A 22,072-nucleotide genomic window follows, 5' to 3' on the forward strand; every position below is an offset into this window, starting at 1 on the left:
GCTTGAATCCGAGAAAAATCATGATGGCGAACGAGCGGGAGTCGTCGGCGCGTCGTGGCTGGTATGGTAAAAGATCACTTAAACGGAAGGACACAGGTACGTTATCATTTAAAATTCGAAAATGATGTAAGCGCTTACAGGAAAGGGAGGTGGTAACAGGGCCTGCAGAACTTGGAAACTAGCCGACAAGAATAGGCCATCAACATGTATCCAACCAAGATTTTTATCTTATCAAAAATGGTGGAGGGAGATTTTTAATGTCAAGGATTAAAGTTGTGTTTCGCAGAGTGGCCATAACCGCGATTGTGGCGTGCTCGCTTATTCTCGGGGGACTATCCGTCTACGCCGCCGCAGATGTTTGGACAGAGTCTTCTTACATCAACGTATTTAACGATGCGGTTAAACCTCAGGGAGCGACCAGTTCCATTCAACTCGTCGCCGCCAAGAATGAGTTTGAAGCCGCGCAAATTGTTGTGAGAAGCGCATCTGCCTATACGATTAACGGTGTTACTTTCACTAATCTGACAAGCGGCGGCAATACAATTGCCTCGAGCAATCTCAAGTACCAATTTATACAATGCGCGACGCTTACCCAGAATTCATTTTTTTATTATGTGACTCGACCAGCACCTGGATGTTTTCCGGATGACTTTACGAATGCGGCCTCACTTTCTGTCGGCGCCAATACGACTCAGCCGATATGGGTTAGGGTGAAAGTGCCTGCAACTGCAGCGGCAGGGATCTATACCGGGACGGCTACGGTCAATACCTCTGTAGGGACCTTCCCCGTAAGCGTTACCGTTGAGGTACAGAATGTAACAATGCCTGAAGCTCAGAACGGTGTGTTCAATAATGCAATGTGGATGCAATTTTTTGGGCCTATTTCCTGGGATACGGTCAATGGCGATGATATTAAGATGACCTACGGTTGGGATAGGTCTACACCCGAGTGGTGGACCCTTATGAGCAGCTTCGCTCAATTCATGAAGGACTACCGGAACAACAGCCTTCCGGTAAATATGCATCATTTGCTTCTTGATGGGGGAACCACCCTCAACGCTAACGGAACATACACGTTCAACTGGAGCAAATTCGATGAGGTGATTCAATATTTCATTACCAATGGTGCAGTCAAAAGATTAGAAGGACTATTTATGGTTCAAAACAATGGAAGTGCAAAGTCGCAGGCACAAATCATCGACCGGAATGCCAGCGGCGCTTCATTCAGAAATTTCGTCGACTGGGATTCTCCCAAGGCGACGGCTTGGATTGATGCCTATATTCCCGCGTTGAAATCACATCTGGATTCCAAAGGCTGGACGGACATGTGGTGGATGCATGTGGAAGATGAGATTGGTACGCAAGGCCAAGTAGATGCCTATAAATCTATTGTCAACCGGATGAGACAGTACTGGCCGGGAATCAAGGTCGGTGACGCTATGCTGAGCCAATGGGCAGTGGGACAAATCCAAAATCATGCGGATCTGTTTATCCCATATACTTTACTGCATGAACAGAACAAATCGTTTTACAGCAATTTGCAGGCCAACGGCAAAGAGCTTTGGTATTATAACAGCGGCGGACCCTTCGGCAATTTTACAAACAGGGCGATCGACCAGCCGGTATGGAGCCAGCGTACTAATATCTGGAATGCTTTTAAGACAGGGGTTACAGGCTATCTCCATTGGGGCTATAATCACTGGGATTATCCGGCCGTGGTTTCCAAGGGAGACGGGTTTATCGTCTATCCGGATGTTCCCGGCAACAAGCTTCGCGCCAGCATGCGGCTGGAAGCGCTTCGTGATGGCATCGAGGACTACGAGCTGCTGAATATTGTGAAACAGTCCAATCCGGATATTGCCCAAGGAATAGCGGACAGCCTCGTCACTTCGGCGGAGAGATATTCAAGGGATACGGATTACATGAGCCGTATGCATGCTATTCTTGTCAGGATGGCGGCAGGGACAGGGTTCAGCACTGATCTGGCTGCAGGGAAGACGGCCGCCGCATCCTCGCAAGCTGCAGGAGGCGAGGCAGCCAAGGCAGTGGACAGCAATTCGACGACCTCGTGGCAGTCTTCTGCTGCTGGAACACAGTGGATTTCGGTGGACCTGGGCGCTCAGAGCCAGGTTGACGCCGTTAGGCTCAAATGGGGAACCAACTATGCAAGCAGCTACAAAGTCCAAGTTTCCTACAACGGAACAAGCTGGGCCGACGCCGCTGCTGTAACGAGCGGCAACGGAGGGGATGATTTTGTAGGCATTAATGCCAAAGCCAGATATGTGCGTATAAACGCTTCAGCCGGTAATGGCAGCGCTTATGTATTATCCAATCTCGAAGTGGGAGGAAACGCTCTGCCCAGACCTAATCTTGCTGGAGGCAAGACTTACACCTTGTCTTCGCCTCCAGATCCGGCCTACCCCGATGTCAACTACAAATCAACCGACGGAGTTGTCGGATCAAGGTTTGACGATAGCAAGACATGGGCAATCCGTTTGCAGAGTGGAACGACTCACTATCAAAGCGTCACAGTCGATCTGGGATCCATCCAGACAGTGGATCAAATCAAGTCCAGAGCCTATGAAGTCTATGAATGGGACTACCGGCCAGAATATGTAGATTTCTTTACTAGCACGGACGGGGTTAACTTCATTCATAGAGGCGTGCTGTTTAAACCGAATGCAGAGAGCGGAGCGGTATATAATTTTACATTCGCTCCTGTATCCGCAAGATATATCAAAACAAGCTCTTTTAAGACCTATGGATCGCTATCGGATTATATATTTATTGATGAACTCGAAGTTTACGGGCCGTCAACTCCGCAATCGCAAAATTGGGTTTACTGCGCTAGCGAAGGAAGCACATGCAGCTTCAGCGGCACCAAGGCCGTCCGTTATGGAACGAATGGAAAGTATAACGTCGGTCTTTTTACAGGCTCGACTGTCTGCAATAATGCTATAGTAGGCGATCCTGCCTACGGAAGCCCTAAGTCCTGTGAATACGATGCGATTAGCGGTCCAAACAATTCATTAACGGGCTTCTCCAGCAGCCAGGGCACTAATAATTGGTCCTACAAATATACGAATGATCTTAACACGTACACCAATTTGTCCTGGAGCGCGGCAAATAATCGATGGGAAGGTCTAGGATCCGCTCTTGTCGGCGGTGCTTGGCAGCATCCCGATGTTACGACCAAATCAGCACGCGTTTGGACCGCTCCGGCTGCGGCTACCAAAAATGTGTATGGGTCTATCAAAAAACAAACGGCCAACGGAAACGGGGTAAATGCCAAGATCATGAAGGGCACAACACAGGTGTGGCCTTCCGGAAACGGGTACCAGTTTGTAGCAGCCTCAGATACGACGGGCGTCTCCTTTAACTTCAATGTGAATGTAGCTGCCGGAGATAATCTCTATTTTGTTCTGGACAGCAACGGTGATATCACATATGATACGGTATCGTGGGATATTACAGTGAATTAGTGTAGAGTCCAAAAAGTCAAGAAACAGGAATTTTCAATCTGATTCTCTTAAACGATCCTCTCAAAGAGCCCTTGGAACCGAATTTGGATTCCAGGGCTCTTTGCTTGTATTGATATCTATCAGGAGTCGATATCGGATGCCCTGAAAAACTGGCATGCCGAATCGGCATTCTTAAAGATCGGTGATGGCGAGAAACTGGCGTTGCCTTTCATTTTAATACTTATTATAGTAGAGTTGTTGCCATCAATAACTTGAAAATAATCATCCTGACCCGATTGTTTTGTTGAATCTCTCATCAAGATTGCCAGTTGCATAGATGGAAGTAAGAGGATAATAATGTATTATTGGGAATCAAGAACAAAAGGAGGAGAGTGGAACCACTGAAAACAAGCGAAGAAACGACTGCATTATTTCGTGAAGCGCTGCATCAGTTCGTAGAAAAGATCCAACGGGATGAGCAGGTTATTGCCGCCGTACTTGTGGGGAGCTTGTCTTATGACCAGGTGTGGGAGAAGTCGGATATCGATCTCAAGCTGATCGTGCAGGATCAGAAGCTGGCAATTAGTTTCACCTGTTTCGTCGAGCAGGAAGTGCCTATTAATACGACCATCCAGACACGCAATGAATTCAAACGCTGGGTCGAACGTTCTGTAAGCGGTTCCTTCGGCCATTCGATGCTTTCTCGCAGTACGCTGTTGTTTACTAAGGATGATTCCATCACGGAATACTTCGAGCAGATCCGATATGTTGGTGAACGCGACCGACAGCTCCAACTGATGCTGCTTGGGGGTTATGCACTTGGAACACTTGCCAAGGCTGAGAAGTGGTTGTACGTTAAGAAGGATCCCGCCTATAGCACATTTTGGATCATCAAGATGATTGATACACTTTCGCAAATCGAGGTGCTGATACATGGCGATATCCCGATGAGAGAGTCTGTCCAGCAGGCAATGGTCTTTAATCCCGCTTTCTTTGATGCAATCTATACGGATCTGATATGGGGACAAGGATCCGAGACCAAAGTGTATGAAACAATTGAACGGATTCAAGCCTATTTGAATGAACGTGCTGAACGATTGTTCCAGCCGGTGCTGGACTATCTGAAGCAAGAGGAGGACGTTCGCTCGGTGACGGAAATCGCCTTAAAGTTCGGCAAGATCATTCATCTCGATCCTGGAAGTACAACATCCATATGCGATTGGCTGGTCGATCGGGGATTATTGGTCAAGCTGGATACGCAGACGAAAGCAACACCCAAGAGCAAAGTGATATTATCGGAGCCTGCCTATTTGTTCGGAAGCGAAGAAGAGACGATATGGAAGTCAGGTGGTGCATGGTGAGGCAGTTCATCGAAGTACGGGGAGCCAGACAGAATAATCTGAAGAATATTGACGTCGATATTCCGCGGGATAAACTGACCGTCATAACCGGTGTGAGTGGATCAGGCAAATCCTCTCTTGCATTCGACGTCATCTACGGGGAAGGTCAGAGGCGGTTTCTCGAATCGCTCTCGACCTTTGCCAAGAGCCGGATGAATCAGCTGAAGAAGCCTGATGTTGACTTTGTCTTTGGGTTATCCCCGGTCATTGCCATCGAACAGAAGAAAGGCATCGTTAATCCGAGGTCGACGGTGGGCACAATGACAGATATTTATGACTTTATGAAACTGCTGTTCGCTTCGGTTGGGGAGGCCTGCTGTCCCTTCTGCAAGCATCCGGTTCCGACTCGGTCTGCCAGCCAAATGATCGATCATATTCGCCAGCTTCCGCAAGGAACCGTACTGGAAGTACTCGCACCGATCTATAAGATTTATGGGGAGCACTATGATACCACATTCGATGAAATCCGTTCCAAAGGTTTCCGGGCGGTACGCATTGATGGAGAGAGCCGGAATCTTGGCGATCCGATTGAACTTGATGAGGAAGCCGAATACAAAATTGAGGTTGTCATCGACAAAGTGATCGTACAGGCTGATGCGTTCAAGGCGCTTGCCAAGACGATTGAGAACAGCTTGAAGCTGGTGGGAGAAGGATTTATCCGGTTCGAAATCGACCGCGTACCGGAAGGTGAAGAAGTGGATTTCGAGCGATTTTATCACGACTTTGCTTGTCCCGAACATCATCTGACCAAGGGAGAAATGAACGCTAATTATTTCTCGTTCAACGATCCGGACAGCGCTTGCCGGACCTGCGGCGGAATTGGCACCTTCATGCGGGCGGAAGCCAGGTTTCTGATCAAGAATCCGGATAAAAGCATCAACAAAGGCGCGATTGATCCGAAATTGTTAGGGCTAAGCGGCGGAACCTGGATTTGGGCGCTGGTCCGCAGTATGGCCGCTCATTATGGCTTTAGCCTTGATACTCCTTACGCCGAACTGCCGGATCCGGCTAAACAGCTCTTGATGTACGGCTCCAAAGGCGAAAAATTCCCATTCCTCCCGGGAGAGGATGCCTCCAAGTCACAGACTCGGCATGCCGGTAAGCTGATGAACTTCGGCGGTATGGTTCATATCATCAACTGGTGGTATAAGCTTTATCTGAAACGCAATGCACGATCTACAATCGACGATGAATTTTATAAAAGGGTAATGATTGAGCATACATGTCCCGACTGCGAGGGGAGAAAACTCCGCCCACAGCGATTCTGCGTGCAGGTAGGAGGTTCAGATCTGCACCAATTATGCCATTGCTCACTCTATGAATTGGATGATTATCTGAATGGATTAACGTTTGCATCTGAACGGGTAGTTGTCGGCCAGCAAATTGCTGCCGAGATTCAATCCAGGGTGAATCTGCTGCTTGATATCGGCCTGGACTATCTCAGCCTCGGCCGTCGTTCGGACACGATCTCGGGAGGAGAAGCACAGCGGATTCGGTTGTCCACGCAAATCAGCTCCGGGCTCATGGGGATGTTATACGTGTTGGACGAGCCCAGCATCGGGCTGCATGCCCGGGACAGCGTACGCATTATTGATACGTTGAAGAAGCTGCGGGATATTGGGAACACGATTATTGTGGTAGAGCATGATATGGATACCATCAGCAGCGCGGATTATATCATTGAAATTGGTCCAGAGCCCGGTGCTCTAGGTGGACGCATTATAGCCCAAGGCACGGCGGAGCAGCTCCAATCGCATCCGGATTCGATTACGGGTTCGTATATGTCGGGGACCAGCAGAATCAATATTCCCGCCAAGCGGCGCTTGCCGGCAGGACCGATGCTATCGCTGCGCGGTGCAAGAGCGAACAATCTGCGCAACGTGGATCTCGACGTTCCGCTCGGCGTTCTCGTGTGCGTTACAGGCGTCTCGGGTTCAGGAAAAAGCACGCTCATCAACGAAGTCATCAGCAAGCAGCTTTATGCCAACTTCCACGATGCGCGTATCATTCCCGGCGAGCATGATGAACTGGCCGGCTATGAGTATTTGACCGGCATTATTAACATCGATCAATCTCCGATCGGCCGAAGCTCGCGTTCCAATCCGGCTACATACGTTGGCTTCTTCGATAAGATCCGTGATTTGTACGCAGCAGCCGCTGCTGCCGCGGGCAAGACCTTAACGAAGAATGACTTTAGCTTCAACCAGAAAAATGGAGGACGGTGCGAGAATTGCCAGGGAGAAGGAACGGTGACGACACAGCTTCAGTTTATGCCGGATGTCGAATCGGTATGTCCGGTCTGCCATGGCTCGCGGTTCAATGAGGAAATACTGGACGTGCGCATCAAGGATAAGCATATCGCGCAGGTTCTGGAGATGAGTATCGGGGAAGCGGTCGGATATTTCGATGATCAACCCTACATTTTACATAAATTAAAGGTGTTAGACCAGCTTGGGCTCGGATATTTGCGTCTAGGCCAATCGTCTACGACACTGTCCGGCGGCGAGGCGCAGCGGATTAAGCTGGCAACCGAACTGAGCAAGATCAAGCGCGGATCGCATAATCTTTATATTCTGGATGAGCCGACGACAGGGCTTCACTTAAGCGATATCCAGAAGCTTATCGATTGTCTTCAGCAGCTTGTAGATGCAGGTCATTCCGTCGTAGTCATTGAGCATCAATTAGATTTAATCAAGGTGGCGGATCATGTGATAGATATGGGACCAGAAGGCGGCAACAAAGGGGGAATGGTCGTAGCGGCCGGTACGCCGGAAGAGGTCGCCTTGATGGATGGCTCGTGGACAGGCAAGTATTTGCGCGAGGTGCTGGAAGCAGTAGGGGGATAATAGGTTCGAAGTGTTTTTGTGAATCGTAGCAACAAGGAAAGGAGCGACTGAGATGGGCTCGCGTTTGATGCATTTAATAATCGGCGATATGGTAGCTTCCAGTCTCGATTTCATTCATAACAAAAGGGCTTTTTTGATAGGTTCAATCGCTCCGGATGCCTCCTTTGGGGAAAGGAAAAACATCACCCATTTCTTTGAAGGAGATATCGACAAGGGCACGCGGCACATTAATTACAACCGATACATGGATAACTATTTATCAGATGATAAAAATGATTACTCCGTTGGATATTTGACTCATTTAATATCCGACCAAGTGTGGATGGAGCATATTTATTATCCATATGGATTAAAGCAAAGGCAAGAGTCAGACCCTTATTTCCTGCAGAAATGGCATTCAGATTTTAGAAAGATGAATACGAAATTACTTTGTCATTTCAATTATCACAACCTGAAAGAATGGCTGGTAATAGATGATGCTGATGATGCCCCGGGAGAAATTGAAGATATAACGATTTCTGATTTACAAAACCTCATTGAAGAGATGGCCGGGGATTTTAATATTATTGAGCAAAACAAACACTGTGAGCTTGAAGTCTATCGGTTTAACGATATTATCGAATACATCAATCTGTCGAAAATAAAGGCTATTGCTGTAATTGAGGAGAATAGGCGAACAGAGTGATCGTGTAACTTAGTTGATTAAGGAAATAAAATAAGCAGAAGGTGGTGATATCGTGAGTAAAGATCTTGCTTACTACATGACACAAAACTATAACGCCATTACGGAATATATTCCTAAGAACCACAATAATCATTCAGACTATTATTTTGGTCTCATAGAAGAACTGCCTGGATGTCATGCATTCGGTAATACGATGATTGAATTGCTGAAAGAAATCGAAGTTGTTAAGAAAAAGTATTTTGAATTACGGTTAAAGGATGGAGAGTTCATACCCGAATCTGGCGATATGAGTCTACGCCGACCATCACGTGTGAGAGTCCGACTTCTGGGAACGGTTGAGGAAGCGGAAGAATAATAAATGGTTAAGTTAACGAGGAACGGTATAAATAAACACTCTGTTCTTGTCGAGTTTGTTGAACCCGTTGTTATAGGCGAAAAAGATCTGTTCAAACTGTAGTGATTCAGGCGGGCTTCAAGAGGATATACAGCAAGTCGAATTGTTCACATTCTTGCTCACTATTTTGGATTTACTACTCATTTTCCGGACGAGTTCGAGGGCTAGGGGATTAACGCAATTTTACTACAATGATAGGTTCCATGGATTGACAGGTTGCTGCACCGAACTTATAATGAATACAAATAAATACATATAAAAAAGAGTGGAAAAGTTTGTTTTAAATCGAAGCATGGCGAACGTTACAACCTAATCAAAGGGAGAGTATAACATGGCTGCTATTACTACCTTCAAAGCAACGGCGCATTTACAAGATGGCGTTAAAGTGAAAACCACTTCCAGACATTTCGAGTTGACAATCGACGAGCCCAAGAGTCTGGGCGGAACAGATACCGGTATGAATCCCGTTGAGGCTTTGCTTGCCTCGTTAGGTGCATGCCAGTCTATCGTTGCCAGAGTATATGCACCGAAATTTGGCATTAATCTTCAAGACTTTCAAGTAGATGTGGAAGGCGATCTGGATCTGGATGGTTTCTTCAACAAATCTGCGGTCCGTCCAGGCTACTCCGACATCCGTTACACATTCCGTATCAAAACCGATTCACCGAAGGAAAAGGTTGAGGAGTTTGTTTCGTTTCTGGAGAGCAAATGTCCGGTTGGAGATACCCTTGCTAATCCGGTTAATCTCACCTTAGCTGAAGTCATCATTGAAAATTAATCGAATCTCATAAAATATGCAATGAAGCTGGGATTGGTCAGATGATGACCGGTCGCAGCTTTTTTATTTTTTTACATGCTTCCCCAAATATCGGCCTAATTATCTGGCTATCTGGCAGAGTCCCGCAGCCCACGGTTGTCATCAATATCCGCTTCGAGTGGCCCGTTATATGTTATGATTTGATGAACGGAATGATCTTTTATGGGCTGGGAGGGCCGTTTTCCTATGAATGAGGCAATAATGGAGAGATTGAAGATTTTTCTGCTTCGGGAGGATAATCGCACATTAGTGGGAAGCCCGGCGAGCCAGGAAGAAATCGCCGATGCCCAGCAGCGGCTGGGTGTTCGATTTCATGAGGACTATGTTCAGTTTATCCTCACGTTTGGGGGAGCTTATGCCGGTCTGGCTGTACATGCATTCACGAATGGGACAAGTCTCGGAAATGAAACGGTTGTCGACTTGACGCTGGAGTTCCGGGAGCAGTTCAAAGAAGTACCCGGCGCAGAGATTATACAGACGAGCTACGTAATCTCGATGGATGGTTCAGGCGATCCGATTATGATCAATCAGGCCGGAGAGGTATACATCTCTTATCACGATAACGGCGAAATTCATCGCCTGGCGGATTCCTTTGAAGCGCTGATCGAAGAATGTTTTTATGAATGGTGAGTCATACATGTATACGACAGATTTTTTCTGGAGGTTAGCCAGCAAGTCATTGACTTCAAATATGGCATATGGTATTTTATAGTTACCAAATTCTAGGAAGAGGTGAGTGCGATGAGAACCATTCAAATGATTAAACATCATTTAAAAGGCATTTCATCTCGCTCATCTAATCGGCGGAAGCTTTATTGCTGACGGACATGTTTTTTTAACGTAAAAACATGTTTTCATTCAGTAAAGAGCTAAGACCATGGGCAGTTGATGCCATGGTCTTTTTTGCGTTCAAATTGAAAGGGGACGATGATTTTCAATAAGATCAGAATTGCATATGGCGAGGTACTTGAGAACTTTAAACCGATATTAAGGCAGGCTTATCAGAGCATCTATATCTATCAGTTGAATCGTACAACTGAACATGAATCGCAAATGCGCGAGGCCATTAAAGCTACTAAGGAGACTTTGGCGTTTTTCTCCAACCATTTGCCGTATTCTAAAGCCAAATATATATTTGCTCTGAACAGAGCGGATGAAATGGCTCCATTTGATCTCATAATGTGTTTTGATCAAGCGATCTTTGAAATGCATGTATGGGAAACGTTATCCGAATTGAAGATCAAGCAGGGACAATGGGCCAAAAACAACGCTTGGAGCAAGGAGCTTCGCGATTTATTGAATGAACGTCAGGAAGTCCGGCCGCAAGACAACAAATTAAATGTTGAAGAGGAGTTTTTGGTAAGTGGAACTCCAGCAAGTAGAGGAAGAGCGCAGGGACGAGCTTATATCGCGATGGACACGGAACATTTTCATGAAATAAAAAAAGGAGATATTCTGGTTACAACGATGACAACCCCCCATTTTATTGAGGTTGCCCATCTGATTTCCGGTCTTGTTACAGACCGCGGCGGAGTCGTTTGCCATGCGGCGATTTTAGCAAGAGAGTTCAATATTCCTTGTATCGTAGGATGTCAAACGGCAACGGCTGCTATCAAGAATGGCGATCGCATTCGCTTGGACGCGATCTCCGGCATTGTCGTACGCGTGATCCAATGAAGTGAAGTTTGTTTTTGAGGAAGAAATGGGTTGATTACATTTCTATATTCTTTTTTTGAATTTCTGTTTTGATGACCTTTGTTCTTGCGAACTTATCATACAGCGCTCTTTTCTCTTTTGTAAAAATTGCTGTAAAAATGTATACAAATATGAAAAAATAAATTAGGCCGCCGATCAGGTAATAACGAAATGGTACTTCTCCATCACCTATATACACCAAGTGATAGGCAAGGAAGTGTGACAACTCCCAAGGGAGGAACTTTAATACAGTACGATAGACCATCTGTTTAACTGAAACCGATGTATTGTTTTTATTGACTACTTGAATGCCAACTTTTCGTTTTCCAATAGACTGCCCGCCAATTACGGAATCACTAATGATGAAATAAAGAGACACTGGAAATGTAACCATGAAGAAACCAGTTGCTTGCGCTAATATCAGGGAACCTGTAAATAACTGTTGAATAGAAGGAAATACGATATTAATAAGAACGAGAATCATAAATAACCTAATATGAAGATGTAATCGATCATAAAAGCTTTGAAACGAAGGAAAATGTTTGCTTGCATTCACATACCCCCTTAAAAAATCTCAACAGATGCTTTATTGAACTTATTTTTAAATTATACCTGTAGTAATAAAAAGATGTACAACGTATTTTTTTACGGTCTCCCGTATCATTTTGAAGAAATTGAAGCCCAGTTAATGAGTCATATAACGGTACGATCAGCTTGACAGGCTGGCAGTATCACAGTTAACATCGATATAAGAGATCCTTAATAGGGATTATTGAACTTACACAAAGGAGACTAATGTTATGTGCAGCCAACATGCTGAAGATCATCGGAATTCGGGGGTACGCGATGACAAACTGAATGCCGCCGCCATGCCTGGAGCCGGAGCACTATCTTTGCTGAATCCACGGCCCGGAGAGCGAATCCTGGACTTGGGCTGCGGGATCGGGAATTTGACGGCCGCGATCGCAGCCACTGGAGCGATACCCACGGGTATCGACAAGTCGGAGGAAATGGTGGGAAGAGCAAGGCGGAAGTTCCCTGAACTGAATATACAAACGGGGGATGTTTGTTATTACCGGACAGATAGTTATTATGACGCTGTGTTCTCCAATGCAGTGATACACTGGATCAAGGATGCTCCAGCTGCCGCCCGTTCGATCTGGCTCGCCCTGCGGGATGGCGGCCGATTCGTGGCAGAATTCGCCGGAAGCGGCAATGTCTCTGTGCTGACCACCGCCATGGAGCAGGAGCTGGAAGCTCACGGTTATGCGTGGGCGGGGCGGAATCCCTGGTATTTTCCTACCATTGGCGAATACACAACTCTGCTGGAGCAGACAGGCTTCCGCGTTACATTCGCGCAGCACTTCGACACGCTTACTCCGATCAAAGGCGAAAACGGGATACGAAAGTGGTTGGAAAGTTTCAGCGAGTATTTCTTTCAGGACGTCACCACAGCAGACAAAACGTCGATCTTCCGCTCCATCGAAGCAAAAGTTGAACCACATCTTAACCTGGAAGGTCAATGGATGGCCGATACCAGCCGACTGCGCATTGAAGCTATGAAGAAACCTGCTCGAATTCCTCATGAATGAATATTCGATACCCGGGTGGAAATACTGGAAAAAAGCAATACAACACATTGAGGAGCTTACGTATGCAAAAAAGCGATTCGAATCAGACCGATTATCCTAACTATGATGGTAACAATCCGAATGCTTTTGTTAACCAAATCATGGACATACTGGACAATCCACCTGATCTAGTGGATCGTAGGTTTAACTTATCACCAAACCTTCACGGTTATTGTGTTTTTATTGAAACATTAGTCGATAAAAATAAAATAGAACGTGAGTTGCTTCACTTCTTGTCCGACGAATCTTTGAACAGTGAATGGGAATCATCTGAGCACTTCATAAACACGTTGCAAAGCCGAATTCCCTTTAGTTCTATTTCGGTAAGCACCGACTACAAACGCTGTGTCCAGAGTTTACTAAATGGAAGTTGTTTATTGATTATTTCTAATACAAGCCAGGTGCTGCTGCTGGATATGTCCAAGATGATTCACCGTGAAATATCGGAGCCACTGATAGAATCGACCATTCGTGGACCACAGGAAGGGTTTTCTGAAAATATTGCAATCAACTTGTCTCTCCTGCGCAAACGGATTAAATCTATTCATTTTCGGATTGAGCAGTTCGTAATCGGTACGGAAACGGAAACGAAGGTTATCTTGCTCTTCCTAGAAAATCTTGCCCCATCAGAAGTTGTGGTTGAATTCCGCAAACGCATAGGCTTGATCCAGATCGACAGTATTTTGGACAGCGCATATGTAGAAGAGTGGATTCAGGATAAAAAAACTTCCCCATTTTCGACCTTGTTGAATACAGAGCGGCCTGATATTGTAGCATCCCACCTATTGGAAGGTAAGGTTGGTGTACTGGTTGACGGAAGTCCAAATGCATTGATTGGTCCAGTCACTTTTTTTCAATTCTTTATTGCTCCGGAGGATTATTATCAAAGAGCCGATATCGCTACTCTCCTGCGTTGGCTGCGAATGCTTTCTTTTATGCTGTCCATATTTGTTCCTGCTCTCTACATTGCCGTTGTTACCTATCATCATGAGCTTCTTCCTCATTCTCTTCTAATCAATATCTCTGCACAGCGAGAAGGGGTTCCTTTTCCCGCTTTTATTGAGGCGCTCATCATGATGGTCACCTTTGAAGTGTTAAGAGAAGCAGGTCTTCGTATGCCCCGGATAGCCGGGCAAGCCATTTCCATTGTTGGCGCGTTGGTATTGGGTCAAGCTGCTGTGACTGCAGGGCTCGTTTCGGCGGCAATGGTTATTGTTGTAGCCGTCACGGCCATCTCTAATTTTGTGGCACCCAACTATAGTTTTGGCATTACACAGCGGATCATTCAATTTCTCTACATGGTGCTCGCTGGGTTTATGGGGTTGTTTGGTATACTATGCGGTGTATTGTTTACGGTTGTTCATCTGGCTTCGATTAAATCGTTCGGCGTCCCTTATCTTTCGCCGATTGCTCCGACTATCGTAACTGACTGGAAGGATATCCTTGTGAGAGTGCCTCGACCATGGATGAAAACTTATCCTCAATCGAATCAAACAAAGAAAAAACAAAGGTGAAGCTCATGAACGTTTTCAAAAGAAAGATAATGATGATCGTAGTCAGTTTATGCTGCTTAACCGGGTGCTGGGATAAGGTTGAGATTAATGAATTGGCAATCGGAGAGATGATAGGGACGGACATGGACCCGGAGACCGGTGCACAAACGGTTTATTATCAAATTGTTAACCCAGAGGCGGTTACTGCTCAGAAAGGGGGCGGCATCAAATCCCCCGTTTATACATATACAATCGAGGCACCTAGTATAGGGGAATTAGGGCTGAAAGTGGCCAACATTTTGCCGCGAAAGCTGTTTCCCGATCATTATCAGTCGATCATTTTTACCGAACGATATGCCCGTCAAGGGCTGCTGCCTTTTATCAACTTTTATGAGAGACAGTACAACAGGCGCTCTGATCTTTACTTATTGATTACGGATTCGCCGCTCACCGACATGATGATGACATATCCCCCACTGGACAGGCTACCGGGGCATGCACTGCGTGCTTTAATTGAGAACCAATCCGAATCTTCCGGGACTGTAAGCAAGAAATCCCGTGTCAAAGACCTTGTGGAAAATATGGAGTCCTCCATACTTACCGTATTGCCTATTGTGAGTCTTAACGGATCGAAGCCGTTGTCCACATCAGATCGATATGAACAGATCAATGCTAACGAGGGTAACTTCAGATTGAGTGGCGGTGCTGTATTTAAGCAAGACCGAATGATTGGGAAAATGAAATTGAAGCAGATGGCGTATTACCTTTTATTGAAAGGGCAGAGCAAGGTGCTTTTTGAAAGGTTGACGGTAAATGGCCGCAACGTTGATCTCCAGGCAACCCAACCGAAAGTTCATAAGCGCTTGTACATCATATCTGGAGTACCCGTTTGGAAAGTCGATATCACGACCCGTTTAGTCATCATCAACAATGAACAACAGAATAAGTTGACCACAGAAAATTTGACCCGGATCCAAGAGGCTTTTAACTTGAAAATTGAAGAAAAAATAACCGAATTTTATCAAAATACGATAAGAAATCAATGGGATTTGTTTGGCTTGGAGGACAAGATTAAGTACCAGCGCGGCAAAAAGTGGGAGGGAGTACACCAGCAGAAAAACAGTTGGAATCAAACGGAAATTCAGATTTCCGTAAAGAGCAAGATTAACGATATTGGTGAAATTATCAATCCGTATAAAGGGGTTAAATGATGGAGAATGGTCAATTAGGCGCAGGACAGTTTTTTATCTTGATATTTGGTTATATACTCGGGACTTCCTTTTTTTTTAGTCCCGGGGGGCTAATTGGCGTGGCCAAACAAGACGCATGGATCATTCCTCTATGGGCTGGGGCTGCTGGTGTACTTCTGTCACTCCTCTGGATTAAGCTTGCCAGCCTTTACCCTGGACTCACAATTGTCCAGATTTGTACCCAGGCAGCCGGAAAGGGAATCGGCGGGTTGTTCGCTCTGCTTTATATAGGGTACTTTGTGTTTCTTTCCGGCTTTATCATTCGAAATCTTGGCGATTTCATGAAGCAGACCCTATTCCCCCTTACACCTTTAACTGTATTTCATGTCATGTTTCTCCTCATTATATGTTATGCGGTAATTAAAGGAATTGAGGCAATTGCAAGAACGACACAATTATTGTTTCCTCTCGTTGTGCTGATCTTTCTATTCGTATTTTTTATTGCGCTTTCTGAATGGAATTGGGATCGGTTTCAGGGAATGTTTCGAATGAACGTGTGGAAGACAATGAAAGAGACCCGGTCCATAATTGGTTATCCGTTTATGGAAGCTCTCGTCTTTATGATGCTGTTTCCATATGTCCGGAGCAAAATCAAAGCAAGCTTGATACTGGGAATTGTAGTTGCTACGTTGCTGCTTAGTGGAACTGTTTTTTTTACGATAGGCGTACTCGGCGTCACTCGAGCTTCTCATGATACATACCCATTATTTGTAATTGTACAAGAGATTCACATCGGGACGTTTTTCGAACATTTGGAATCGACGATGGCGCTTATTTTATTGTGTGCTATTTTTATTAAACTGACCGTTATTTATTATTGCGCTTCGCTTGGGCTATGCCAATTGTTTCGGGTAGACAATAGATCATGGCTGGCGTTTTCGCTAATTTTGTTAATTTCCGGGCTCTCGTTGGGGTATGACAATGTTCTGGAAAATATAGAATTTAGTAAACGGTACGATTTTGAATACACGTTGATTTTCGCCATTGTTATCCCTTCACTGCTGCTTTTAATAACTTGGATCAAGCGACTTGCAGGAAAACACAAGGCAGGTTATTCATCGTGATCTGGTTTATACTTTTCTTTGCGACAGCTTTGATTATCAGCATCGCCGCGATGGTTCAACAGCAAAGAGGCGCGAAGGAAATCATGTTGTTCGTGTCGATTTGTTTACTTGGTTTTGCGGACTGGATAAGCATTTTATTAGAGCGACCATTCAAGCCGAGTCGGTTGATCGCCATACTCATTGACTGGACCGGTTTATAGACTTGGAGAAGCCATAATCAACAAAGGAGCCGCTGCCGGCACAACCCATTAGTAATAATGCCAGCAGCATTCTTCGGGTTTTTTATCAAACACAAATCCTTTGAAGGATGTTGTACGCAAATGATGTGTGTCAGTACGTTCAAGATACTGGATTTTGCAGCATAATTGCGGATCAATATACTGGATACCCTTTCTATAAACCGTGTGGATCTTCTCTGCGTTTTTTAGAAAAGCCAGTTTCTCATCTACAGTGAAACCAAATTCCACAACGGCGACAGGCTTATTTTTAACCGTTCTGAAATGAAGCCCCACAACCAGCGCAAACTGTGGTGAAGTGCGATATCCAAGTATGACCGTATCAATGGTTTTGAAGTTTTTGATTTTAAGCCAATCAGCCGACCTTGTGTCGGTTACATACTTGGTATCGATACGTTTTGCAACGATTCCTTCCAAATCGCGTTCAACAGAAAGGGAACTCAGTTTTTTTCCATGTTCGTGGATGTACATCGTCGGTGCAAGGATTTGGGACGGCTCAATGATCTCATTAATCACCTTTTTTCTTTCCAGGAGTCCATCGTTTCGGTGATCCCCCGTAGAGAAAAGGACATCGAAAACGATGAACGTCGCAGGATTTGTTTGTCGCGCATCATCGATTTTGTTCAAATCGCTTAGTCTTCCTCTGTAAGCAAAGTCATCAAAAACAGGGCGTTCTCCTCGAAAACAGACCCCTTCGCAATCCAGTATAGCTGAATGCGAATGAATCGAATCCTTCATCTCACTTGCCTCGGGAAACTTATGAGTCACATTTCGGCCACTGCGTGTGAAAACTTCAATGCGCTTGCCTTCCTTATGAATAAAAATCCGCCAGCCATCCCATTTGGGTTCGAATATCCAATCCTGATGGTCAAATGCATGTGTCCCCATCGTAACAAGCATTGGTTTGATTGGTGTAAATAACATCGATCACTCACCGCTCTCCATTTTCTCAAAGAAACTCTTTCACACCTTCCACTTTGTGGTAATATGGTGTTGAATTATGAAGCTAAATAATAGGAAGAAAACTTCTCAATTGAAATTGAAGAAGGGAGCTGCTTGTGTGAATAGTCACGTTCTTTTAAGAATTATTCCCGGGGTTCTCCTTTTAATTCCAATTGTATTGTCTGTCATTCATAAAAAATGGGTACCTGGCTTTATATTTCTTGCCGGCTACTTATTTGGATTGAAACGTCGGTTATTCCAGAAAGGTGATGTGAATGTCAGGTAAGAGAGATTTATCACGTTCACAGCATTTGGCAATGGAGCATATTACACAGTGCGCCAGAACCCGAAAATGCGAAGCTCAAAAGTCCATTAAGGAAGTTCTTCGGATGTCAAACATCCCGTGGAATACATTTGAAGTTGCAGTCACGAAGCTATTGTCGAACGCGATGGTCGCACTGCATTTTCATCCTGATCGGCCAATTGCCGGCATGAACAGTGTGGCGCAGGCATTGCTTGAGCAGGGAATCTATAAGAATCAGTTCGAAACTCATATTTCCAATGGCAGCGTATCCGCTTATTCAGGCGGTGCCCGGGATCTTTGGGAGAAACAGATGTTTGGAGGCGCTTATCAGTTAGATGGTGTGACCAATAGCCAACGTCCAAAATACGGCGCGCTGGATGTAATGCTGCACCCAGATGGACCGGCCCCGCGTTTTGGGTCATGTTATTTCATTCTCTCGCCAAAGGTTTCCCATCGCTGCACGTATACGTATTTGGATTCGCATCAAGATCCAAAGGAAAAAGGTACGTATGGTGAGTTTGATGATATTTTAGCAGCGTTGTTTAAAGATGCATTTTTTCGGAATGATGCGATCGGTGAGAACAATCTGACGCCGCGGAAATTGATTGAGCATCTTTTGTATAATCTTGAAAAGCCATTCAAGGATCCTTCAAAGCGTGAGCCCAATCGAAACCTGAACCACTATATCGAGGCCCAGGTTCACGATGATATTATGTTAAATGATGACGTAGAAGTGCTAGTTGCCGATCCTTCGTTTCAGGGCACTTTCATAGGAGATGTATTAGAACAAATATGTCTGAAATATTCCATTGCACTATATTGGCATATGGGATTTGCCATGCGTGTAGAAGAAGTTCCCCCGGATTTCAGGGGACCAACCATGCCCTCCTTAGCGAAACGGATAGCACGGAATGATTATATCGATGCCAGTGTGGTCGGGGTAGCTGTCAACGATTTAAAACGTAATCCAGCCATGTGGAGCGATAGGGGGGGGTATGAAGAGGTACTTCAGGAATTAAAATACATGTGGCATATTTTAGTTCGATTTGGCAGCCCGTTTTCACGTGAATGAATATAAAAAAATATTCTAACGAATAACGGAAATGGTGGGACAGATGAATAAGAGGCAACGATTAAGCTGGTGGCAGCGCTGCGGGGACAGATTAATACTATCGCTGCCGAGTATGTGGTTATGATAAACTTGATGAAAACCTACAAATAAGGACGTGTTAAAATATGAATTTCGAAATAGTTATGCAGGAGCTTGAAGCTCTTAGCAAGGAACGGACCAAGAAAATATACCTATCGAACGGCGCGCACGAACCGCTTTTTGGTGTGGCCACAGGCCAAATGAAACCCATTGCCAAGAAAATCAAAAAAAATCAACCTTTGGCTGAACAGCTTTATTCCACGGGGAATTACGATGCCATGTACTTTGCCGGCATAATTTCAGATCCAAAAGCAATGACTGAAGCTGATTTTGAGCGTTGGATCGATGCGGCTTATTTTTATATGCTATCCGATTATGTGGTGGCCGTAACCTTGGCAGAAACAGATATTGCACAAGACGTTGCCGATAAATGGATCGCAAGCGGCGAAGAACTGAAAATGTCAGCAGGGTGGAGTTGTTACTGCTGGCTTTTGGGTAGTCGGCCGGATGATGAATTTTCCAATAGCAAACTTTCCGCTATGCTTGAACAGGTGCAGCAGACGATTCAAGATTCTCCCGTGCGAGCAAAATACGCAATGAATAATTTTATTTACACTGTGGGAGTATCCTACTTGCCCCTCCATGATAAAGCGGTAGAGACAGCTAAGGCAGTTAGCCCCGTTGAAATCAAACAGGAGAAAGGTAAAAGCAAGTTTCTACACGCTTCCGAAAATATTCAAAAGGCAGTAGAAAAAGGGCAGCTTGGATTTAAACGCAACTATGTAAGATGTTAGAACGCCAAACCATTTGCAGGGGGCTGAAAGGTTGGAAGGATCAAAAAAACGAAGTGTCGCGGCACTCATCAAGCGAAGAGGTTTTCGTCAATTTTTGAATCTGTGCCTCAAGTATAAATATTGGTATTTGCTCGTTATTTTGTTCCAATTGGGAGGCACGGGCGCCTCGCTAATGCTGGCCGAAACAAGCAGACGTCTATTTGACGGGGGAACAAACTTGTCACGGCACGAGCTATATACGCTCGTTGCCGGTATTTTCGGTTTCGTTGCACTTGGACTCGTCTGTACGTTATTTGCCCGTATATGCAATCAAATCATTAATACCAACGTCGTTTTCTCGATGCGGCAAATCGTGCTCACCAAACTGATTGATTTGTCGCTAAGCGAGCACGAAAACCGGCATAGCTCACGCTCCAAAAACTTGCTGTTTAACGAGCTTGAGGTATTCAAGCAGTTTATCGTTTTTGATATGCTCAAATTGTTAGCGCTTCCAATTTCATTTATTGCAGTCGGGATCTATTTGCTGAACGTTAACCCACTGCTCGGAGTAGTCGCAATTCTGGTTGGACCTTTGCAGCTAATCAGCAATTTTGCTGTAAAAGAGTCATTCAAAAACCTGGTAGCCAAGCAGCAAGAATATGGCGGCGAAGTGTTTTTCCATTTGGGAGAAACGCTTTCCGGCATGCGTGAAATTAAGATGAATCAACTGGAGTCCACGGTTATTCATCGATTTCAAGAAATCTGTCAACGTGGAATCCGGCTCTGGGTCGCTATTGAGAAAATGGAGGCGACTCGCGAACTCTTGCGTATACTGCCGGAGAAATTGGGTTACATGTTCGGTATTGGAGTCGGTGCGATTCTTATGGTGAATGGCCAGATCGGTCCGGGAGCATTGGTGGCGTTTATAACCTTGCTTGATCGGGCTACAGAGCCATTTTCCAGTATTACCGCAATCGTTAATTCACTGCAAAGAGTGTCGGCCGGAACGGAAAGCTTGCTTGATACGATGGAAATGGATTCCGAGGACAAAGGGGGGGATCGCATTTTGCTGCCTGAACCGCCTGCTATCGAGTTCGAACATGTTTCGTTTGCCTATCCAGAGGGGCTTCCTGTTCTGAAAGATATCAGCTTCCGTATAGAAGCAGGACAGTCCATGGCTTTGGTCGGGCCAAGCGGCGGCGGAAAAAGCACCATTATCAAGCTGCTCTATCGTGTTTATACGCCTCAAACAGGCACGATCCGAATTAATGGCGTACCCATTGAAAATTATTCGCTTGAATCACTGCGCGGCTGTTTGGCAGCTGTGACACAGGATATTTACCTGTTTGATGGCACGATACGGGAAAATATCGCGATCGGGCGACAGCAAGCCAGCGATTCGGAAATTCGGTTCGCGGCGGAGTTGTCCCAGTCACTGGAATTTATTCAGGACTTGCCGGAACAATTTGACACCAGAGTCGGCGAAAGAGGGATCAGACTTTCCCAGGGACAGAAGCAGCGGATTGGCATTGGGCGTGCGATTCTGCGACATGCTTCCATTCTCATTCTTGACGAGCCAACTTCAGCATTGGACGTTGAAACAGAAACCCTGTTTCAAGAGCGGCTTGCCGACTGGTCGGGAGCCAGTACCAAAATCATCATTGCGCATCGGCTTACCACAATTCGCCATGTCGATGTGGTGGTGTTTCTGGAGAAAGGACATATTAAGGAAGTCGGGAGCCCTGGCTCATTGATTCGCGAAGGCGGCAGATTCATGGATTATTGGCATAGGCAGCAGGTAACCGAGTTTGCGGATTAACCTATGCGACGCTGCTCAAAATGCAAGGTTTGTATTTATTCATTTAATCTGGTACAATAACTGACGAACGTTCGTTAGTTATTGGGTTAGGAGGAACTTTCACTGAAAAGCA

Annotated in this window: 17 protein-coding genes; 15 read left to right on the top strand and 2 right to left on the bottom strand. The window is 45.4% G+C overall.

Annotated features, from left to right (window positions below; all coding sequences use genetic code 11):
- Positions 1–257: 257 nt before the first annotated feature.
- From IEY46_RS08670 to IEY46_RS08705, 8 genes are all read left to right on the top strand, one after another.
- Positions 258–3,482: a glycoside hydrolase domain-containing protein gene (locus IEY46_RS08670; protein WP_188991013.1), complete on the top strand. Its 3,225-nt coding sequence runs from the start codon at positions 258–260 to the stop codon at positions 3,480–3,482.
- A gap of 371 nt (positions 3,483–3,853) precedes the next feature.
- Positions 3,854–4,822, top strand: coding sequence for a hypothetical protein (locus IEY46_RS08675; protein WP_188991015.1), 969 nt, complete (start codon positions 3,854–3,856; stop codon positions 4,820–4,822).
- Positions 4,798–7,707 (top strand): excinuclease ABC subunit UvrA, encoded by a 2,910-nt coding sequence (gene uvrA / locus IEY46_RS08680; RefSeq protein WP_229750152.1) that lies wholly within the window; start codon positions 4,798–4,800, stop codon positions 7,705–7,707. Before IEY46_RS08675 ends, uvrA begins: the two co-directional genes overlap by 25 nt.
- Positions 7,708–7,759: 52 nt before the next feature.
- Positions 7,760–8,392 (top strand): zinc dependent phospholipase C family protein, encoded by a 633-nt coding sequence (locus IEY46_RS08685; RefSeq protein ID WP_188991017.1) that lies wholly within the window; start codon positions 7,760–7,762, stop codon positions 8,390–8,392.
- A 52-nt stretch (positions 8,393–8,444) separates the two neighbouring features.
- Complete coding sequence (locus IEY46_RS08690) at positions 8,445–8,747, top strand: type II toxin-antitoxin system HicB family antitoxin (RefSeq protein ID WP_188991019.1); 303 nt, start codon at positions 8,445–8,447, stop codon at positions 8,745–8,747.
- 370 nt (positions 8,748–9,117) lie between these two features.
- On the top strand, positions 9,118–9,564 hold the full coding sequence (locus IEY46_RS08695) for an OsmC family protein (protein WP_188991022.1): 447 nt from the start codon (positions 9,118–9,120) through the stop codon (positions 9,562–9,564).
- Positions 9,565–9,789: 225 nt separating this feature from the next.
- Positions 9,790–10,233: an SMI1/KNR4 family protein gene (locus IEY46_RS08700; RefSeq protein WP_188991024.1), complete on the top strand. Its 444-nt coding sequence runs from the start codon at positions 9,790–9,792 to the stop codon at positions 10,231–10,233.
- Positions 10,234–10,530: 297 nt separating this feature from the next.
- Entirely contained in the window at positions 10,531–11,280 is a 750-nt protein-coding gene (locus IEY46_RS08705; RefSeq protein WP_188991026.1) for a PEP-utilizing enzyme, read from the top strand.
- A gap of 34 nt (positions 11,281–11,314) precedes the next feature.
- Here IEY46_RS08705 and IEY46_RS08710 read toward each other — a convergent pair whose 3' ends face one another.
- Positions 11,315–11,854 carry an RDD family protein gene (locus IEY46_RS08710; protein WP_229750153.1) on the bottom strand — a complete coding sequence of 180 codons (540 nt, stop codon included), beginning with the start codon at positions 11,852–11,854 and terminating at the stop codon, positions 11,315–11,317.
- A 244-nt stretch (positions 11,855–12,098) separates the two neighbouring features.
- On the opposite strand from IEY46_RS08710, the gene IEY46_RS08715 reads away from it, so the two are divergent.
- The 4 genes from IEY46_RS08715 (at position 12,099) to IEY46_RS08730 (ending at position 16,736) form a co-directional block, all read left to right on the top strand.
- The gene (locus tag IEY46_RS08715) at positions 12,099–12,890 is read left to right on the top strand and encodes a class I SAM-dependent methyltransferase (RefSeq protein ID WP_188991028.1); all 792 of its coding nucleotides are present in this window, start codon (positions 12,099–12,101) and stop codon (positions 12,888–12,890) included.
- A gap of 62 nt (positions 12,891–12,952) precedes the next feature.
- Positions 12,953–14,443 (top strand): spore germination protein, encoded by a 1,491-nt coding sequence (locus tag IEY46_RS08720; RefSeq protein ID WP_188991030.1) that lies wholly within the window; start codon positions 12,953–12,955, stop codon positions 14,441–14,443.
- Positions 14,392–15,633, top strand: coding sequence for a Ger(x)C family spore germination protein (locus tag IEY46_RS08725; protein ID WP_229750154.1), 1,242 nt, complete (start codon positions 14,392–14,394; stop codon positions 15,631–15,633). The genes IEY46_RS08720 and IEY46_RS08725 overlap by 52 nt, the downstream gene beginning before the upstream one ends.
- Complete coding sequence (locus IEY46_RS08730) at positions 15,633–16,736, top strand: GerAB/ArcD/ProY family transporter (protein ID WP_188991035.1); 1,104 nt, start codon at positions 15,633–15,635, stop codon at positions 16,734–16,736. The genes IEY46_RS08725 and IEY46_RS08730 overlap by 1 nt, the downstream gene beginning before the upstream one ends.
- A 248-nt stretch (positions 16,737–16,984) precedes the next feature.
- On the opposite strand, the gene IEY46_RS08735 is transcribed toward IEY46_RS08730, so the two are convergent.
- Positions 16,985–17,896 (bottom strand): ATP-dependent DNA ligase, encoded by a 912-nt coding sequence (locus IEY46_RS08735; protein WP_188991037.1) that lies wholly within the window; start codon positions 17,894–17,896, stop codon positions 16,985–16,987.
- A 293-nt stretch (positions 17,897–18,189) separates the two neighbouring features.
- Here IEY46_RS08735 and IEY46_RS08740 point away from each other — a divergent pair, with 293 nt between their 5' ends.
- From IEY46_RS08740 to IEY46_RS08750, 3 genes are all read left to right on the top strand, one after another.
- Positions 18,190–19,290: a DUF3626 domain-containing protein gene (locus IEY46_RS08740; RefSeq protein WP_188991039.1), complete on the top strand. Its 1,101-nt coding sequence runs from the start codon at positions 18,190–18,192 to the stop codon at positions 19,288–19,290.
- Between the two features lie 164 nt (positions 19,291–19,454).
- Complete coding sequence (locus IEY46_RS08745; protein ID WP_188991041.1) at positions 19,455–20,162, top strand: DNA alkylation repair protein; 708 nt, start codon at positions 19,455–19,457, stop codon at positions 20,160–20,162.
- A 31-nt stretch (positions 20,163–20,193) separates the two neighbouring features.
- Positions 20,194–21,960 carry an ABC transporter ATP-binding protein gene (locus IEY46_RS08750; protein ID WP_188991043.1) on the top strand — a complete coding sequence of 589 codons (1,767 nt, stop codon included), beginning with the start codon at positions 20,194–20,196 and terminating at the stop codon, positions 21,958–21,960.
- Positions 21,961–22,072: the final 112 nt, after the last annotated feature.

The organism is Paenibacillus nasutitermitis, from assembly GCF_014641075.1.
In the GTDB taxonomy this organism is placed as follows: Bacteria; Bacillota; Bacilli; order Paenibacillales; family Paenibacillaceae; genus Paenibacillus_Z; species Paenibacillus_Z nasutitermitis.

Coding starts and splice junctions, on each gene's coding strand:
- IEY46_RS08715 (WP_188991028.1), top strand. CDS start 12,099: ATGTGCAGCCAACATGCTGAAGATCATCGGAATTCGGGGGTACGCGAT.
- uvrA (WP_229750152.1), top strand. CDS start 4,798: ATGGAAGTCAGGTGGTGCATGGTGAGGCAGTTCATCGAAGTACGGGGA.
- IEY46_RS08700 (WP_188991024.1), top strand. CDS start 9,790: ATGAATGAGGCAATAATGGAGAGATTGAAGATTTTTCTGCTTCGGGAG.
- IEY46_RS08745 (WP_188991041.1), top strand. CDS start 19,455: ATGAATTTCGAAATAGTTATGCAGGAGCTTGAAGCTCTTAGCAAGGAA.
- IEY46_RS08730 (WP_188991035.1), top strand. CDS start 15,633: ATGGAGAATGGTCAATTAGGCGCAGGACAGTTTTTTATCTTGATATTT.
- IEY46_RS08705 (WP_188991026.1), top strand. CDS start 10,531: ATGATTTTCAATAAGATCAGAATTGCATATGGCGAGGTACTTGAGAAC.
- IEY46_RS08735 (WP_188991037.1), bottom strand. CDS start 17,896: ATGTTATTTACACCAATCAAACCAATGCTTGTTACGATGGGGACACAT.
- IEY46_RS08685 (WP_188991017.1), top strand. CDS start 7,760: ATGGGCTCGCGTTTGATGCATTTAATAATCGGCGATATGGTAGCTTCC.
- IEY46_RS08670 (WP_188991013.1), top strand. CDS start 258: ATGTCAAGGATTAAAGTTGTGTTTCGCAGAGTGGCCATAACCGCGATT.
- IEY46_RS08720 (WP_188991030.1), top strand. CDS start 12,953: ATGCAAAAAAGCGATTCGAATCAGACCGATTATCCTAACTATGATGGT.
- IEY46_RS08695 (WP_188991022.1), top strand. CDS start 9,118: ATGGCTGCTATTACTACCTTCAAAGCAACGGCGCATTTACAAGATGGC.
- IEY46_RS08725 (WP_229750154.1), top strand. CDS start 14,392: ATGGATGAAAACTTATCCTCAATCGAATCAAACAAAGAAAAAACAAAG.
- IEY46_RS08740 (WP_188991039.1), top strand. CDS start 18,190: ATGTCAGGTAAGAGAGATTTATCACGTTCACAGCATTTGGCAATGGAG.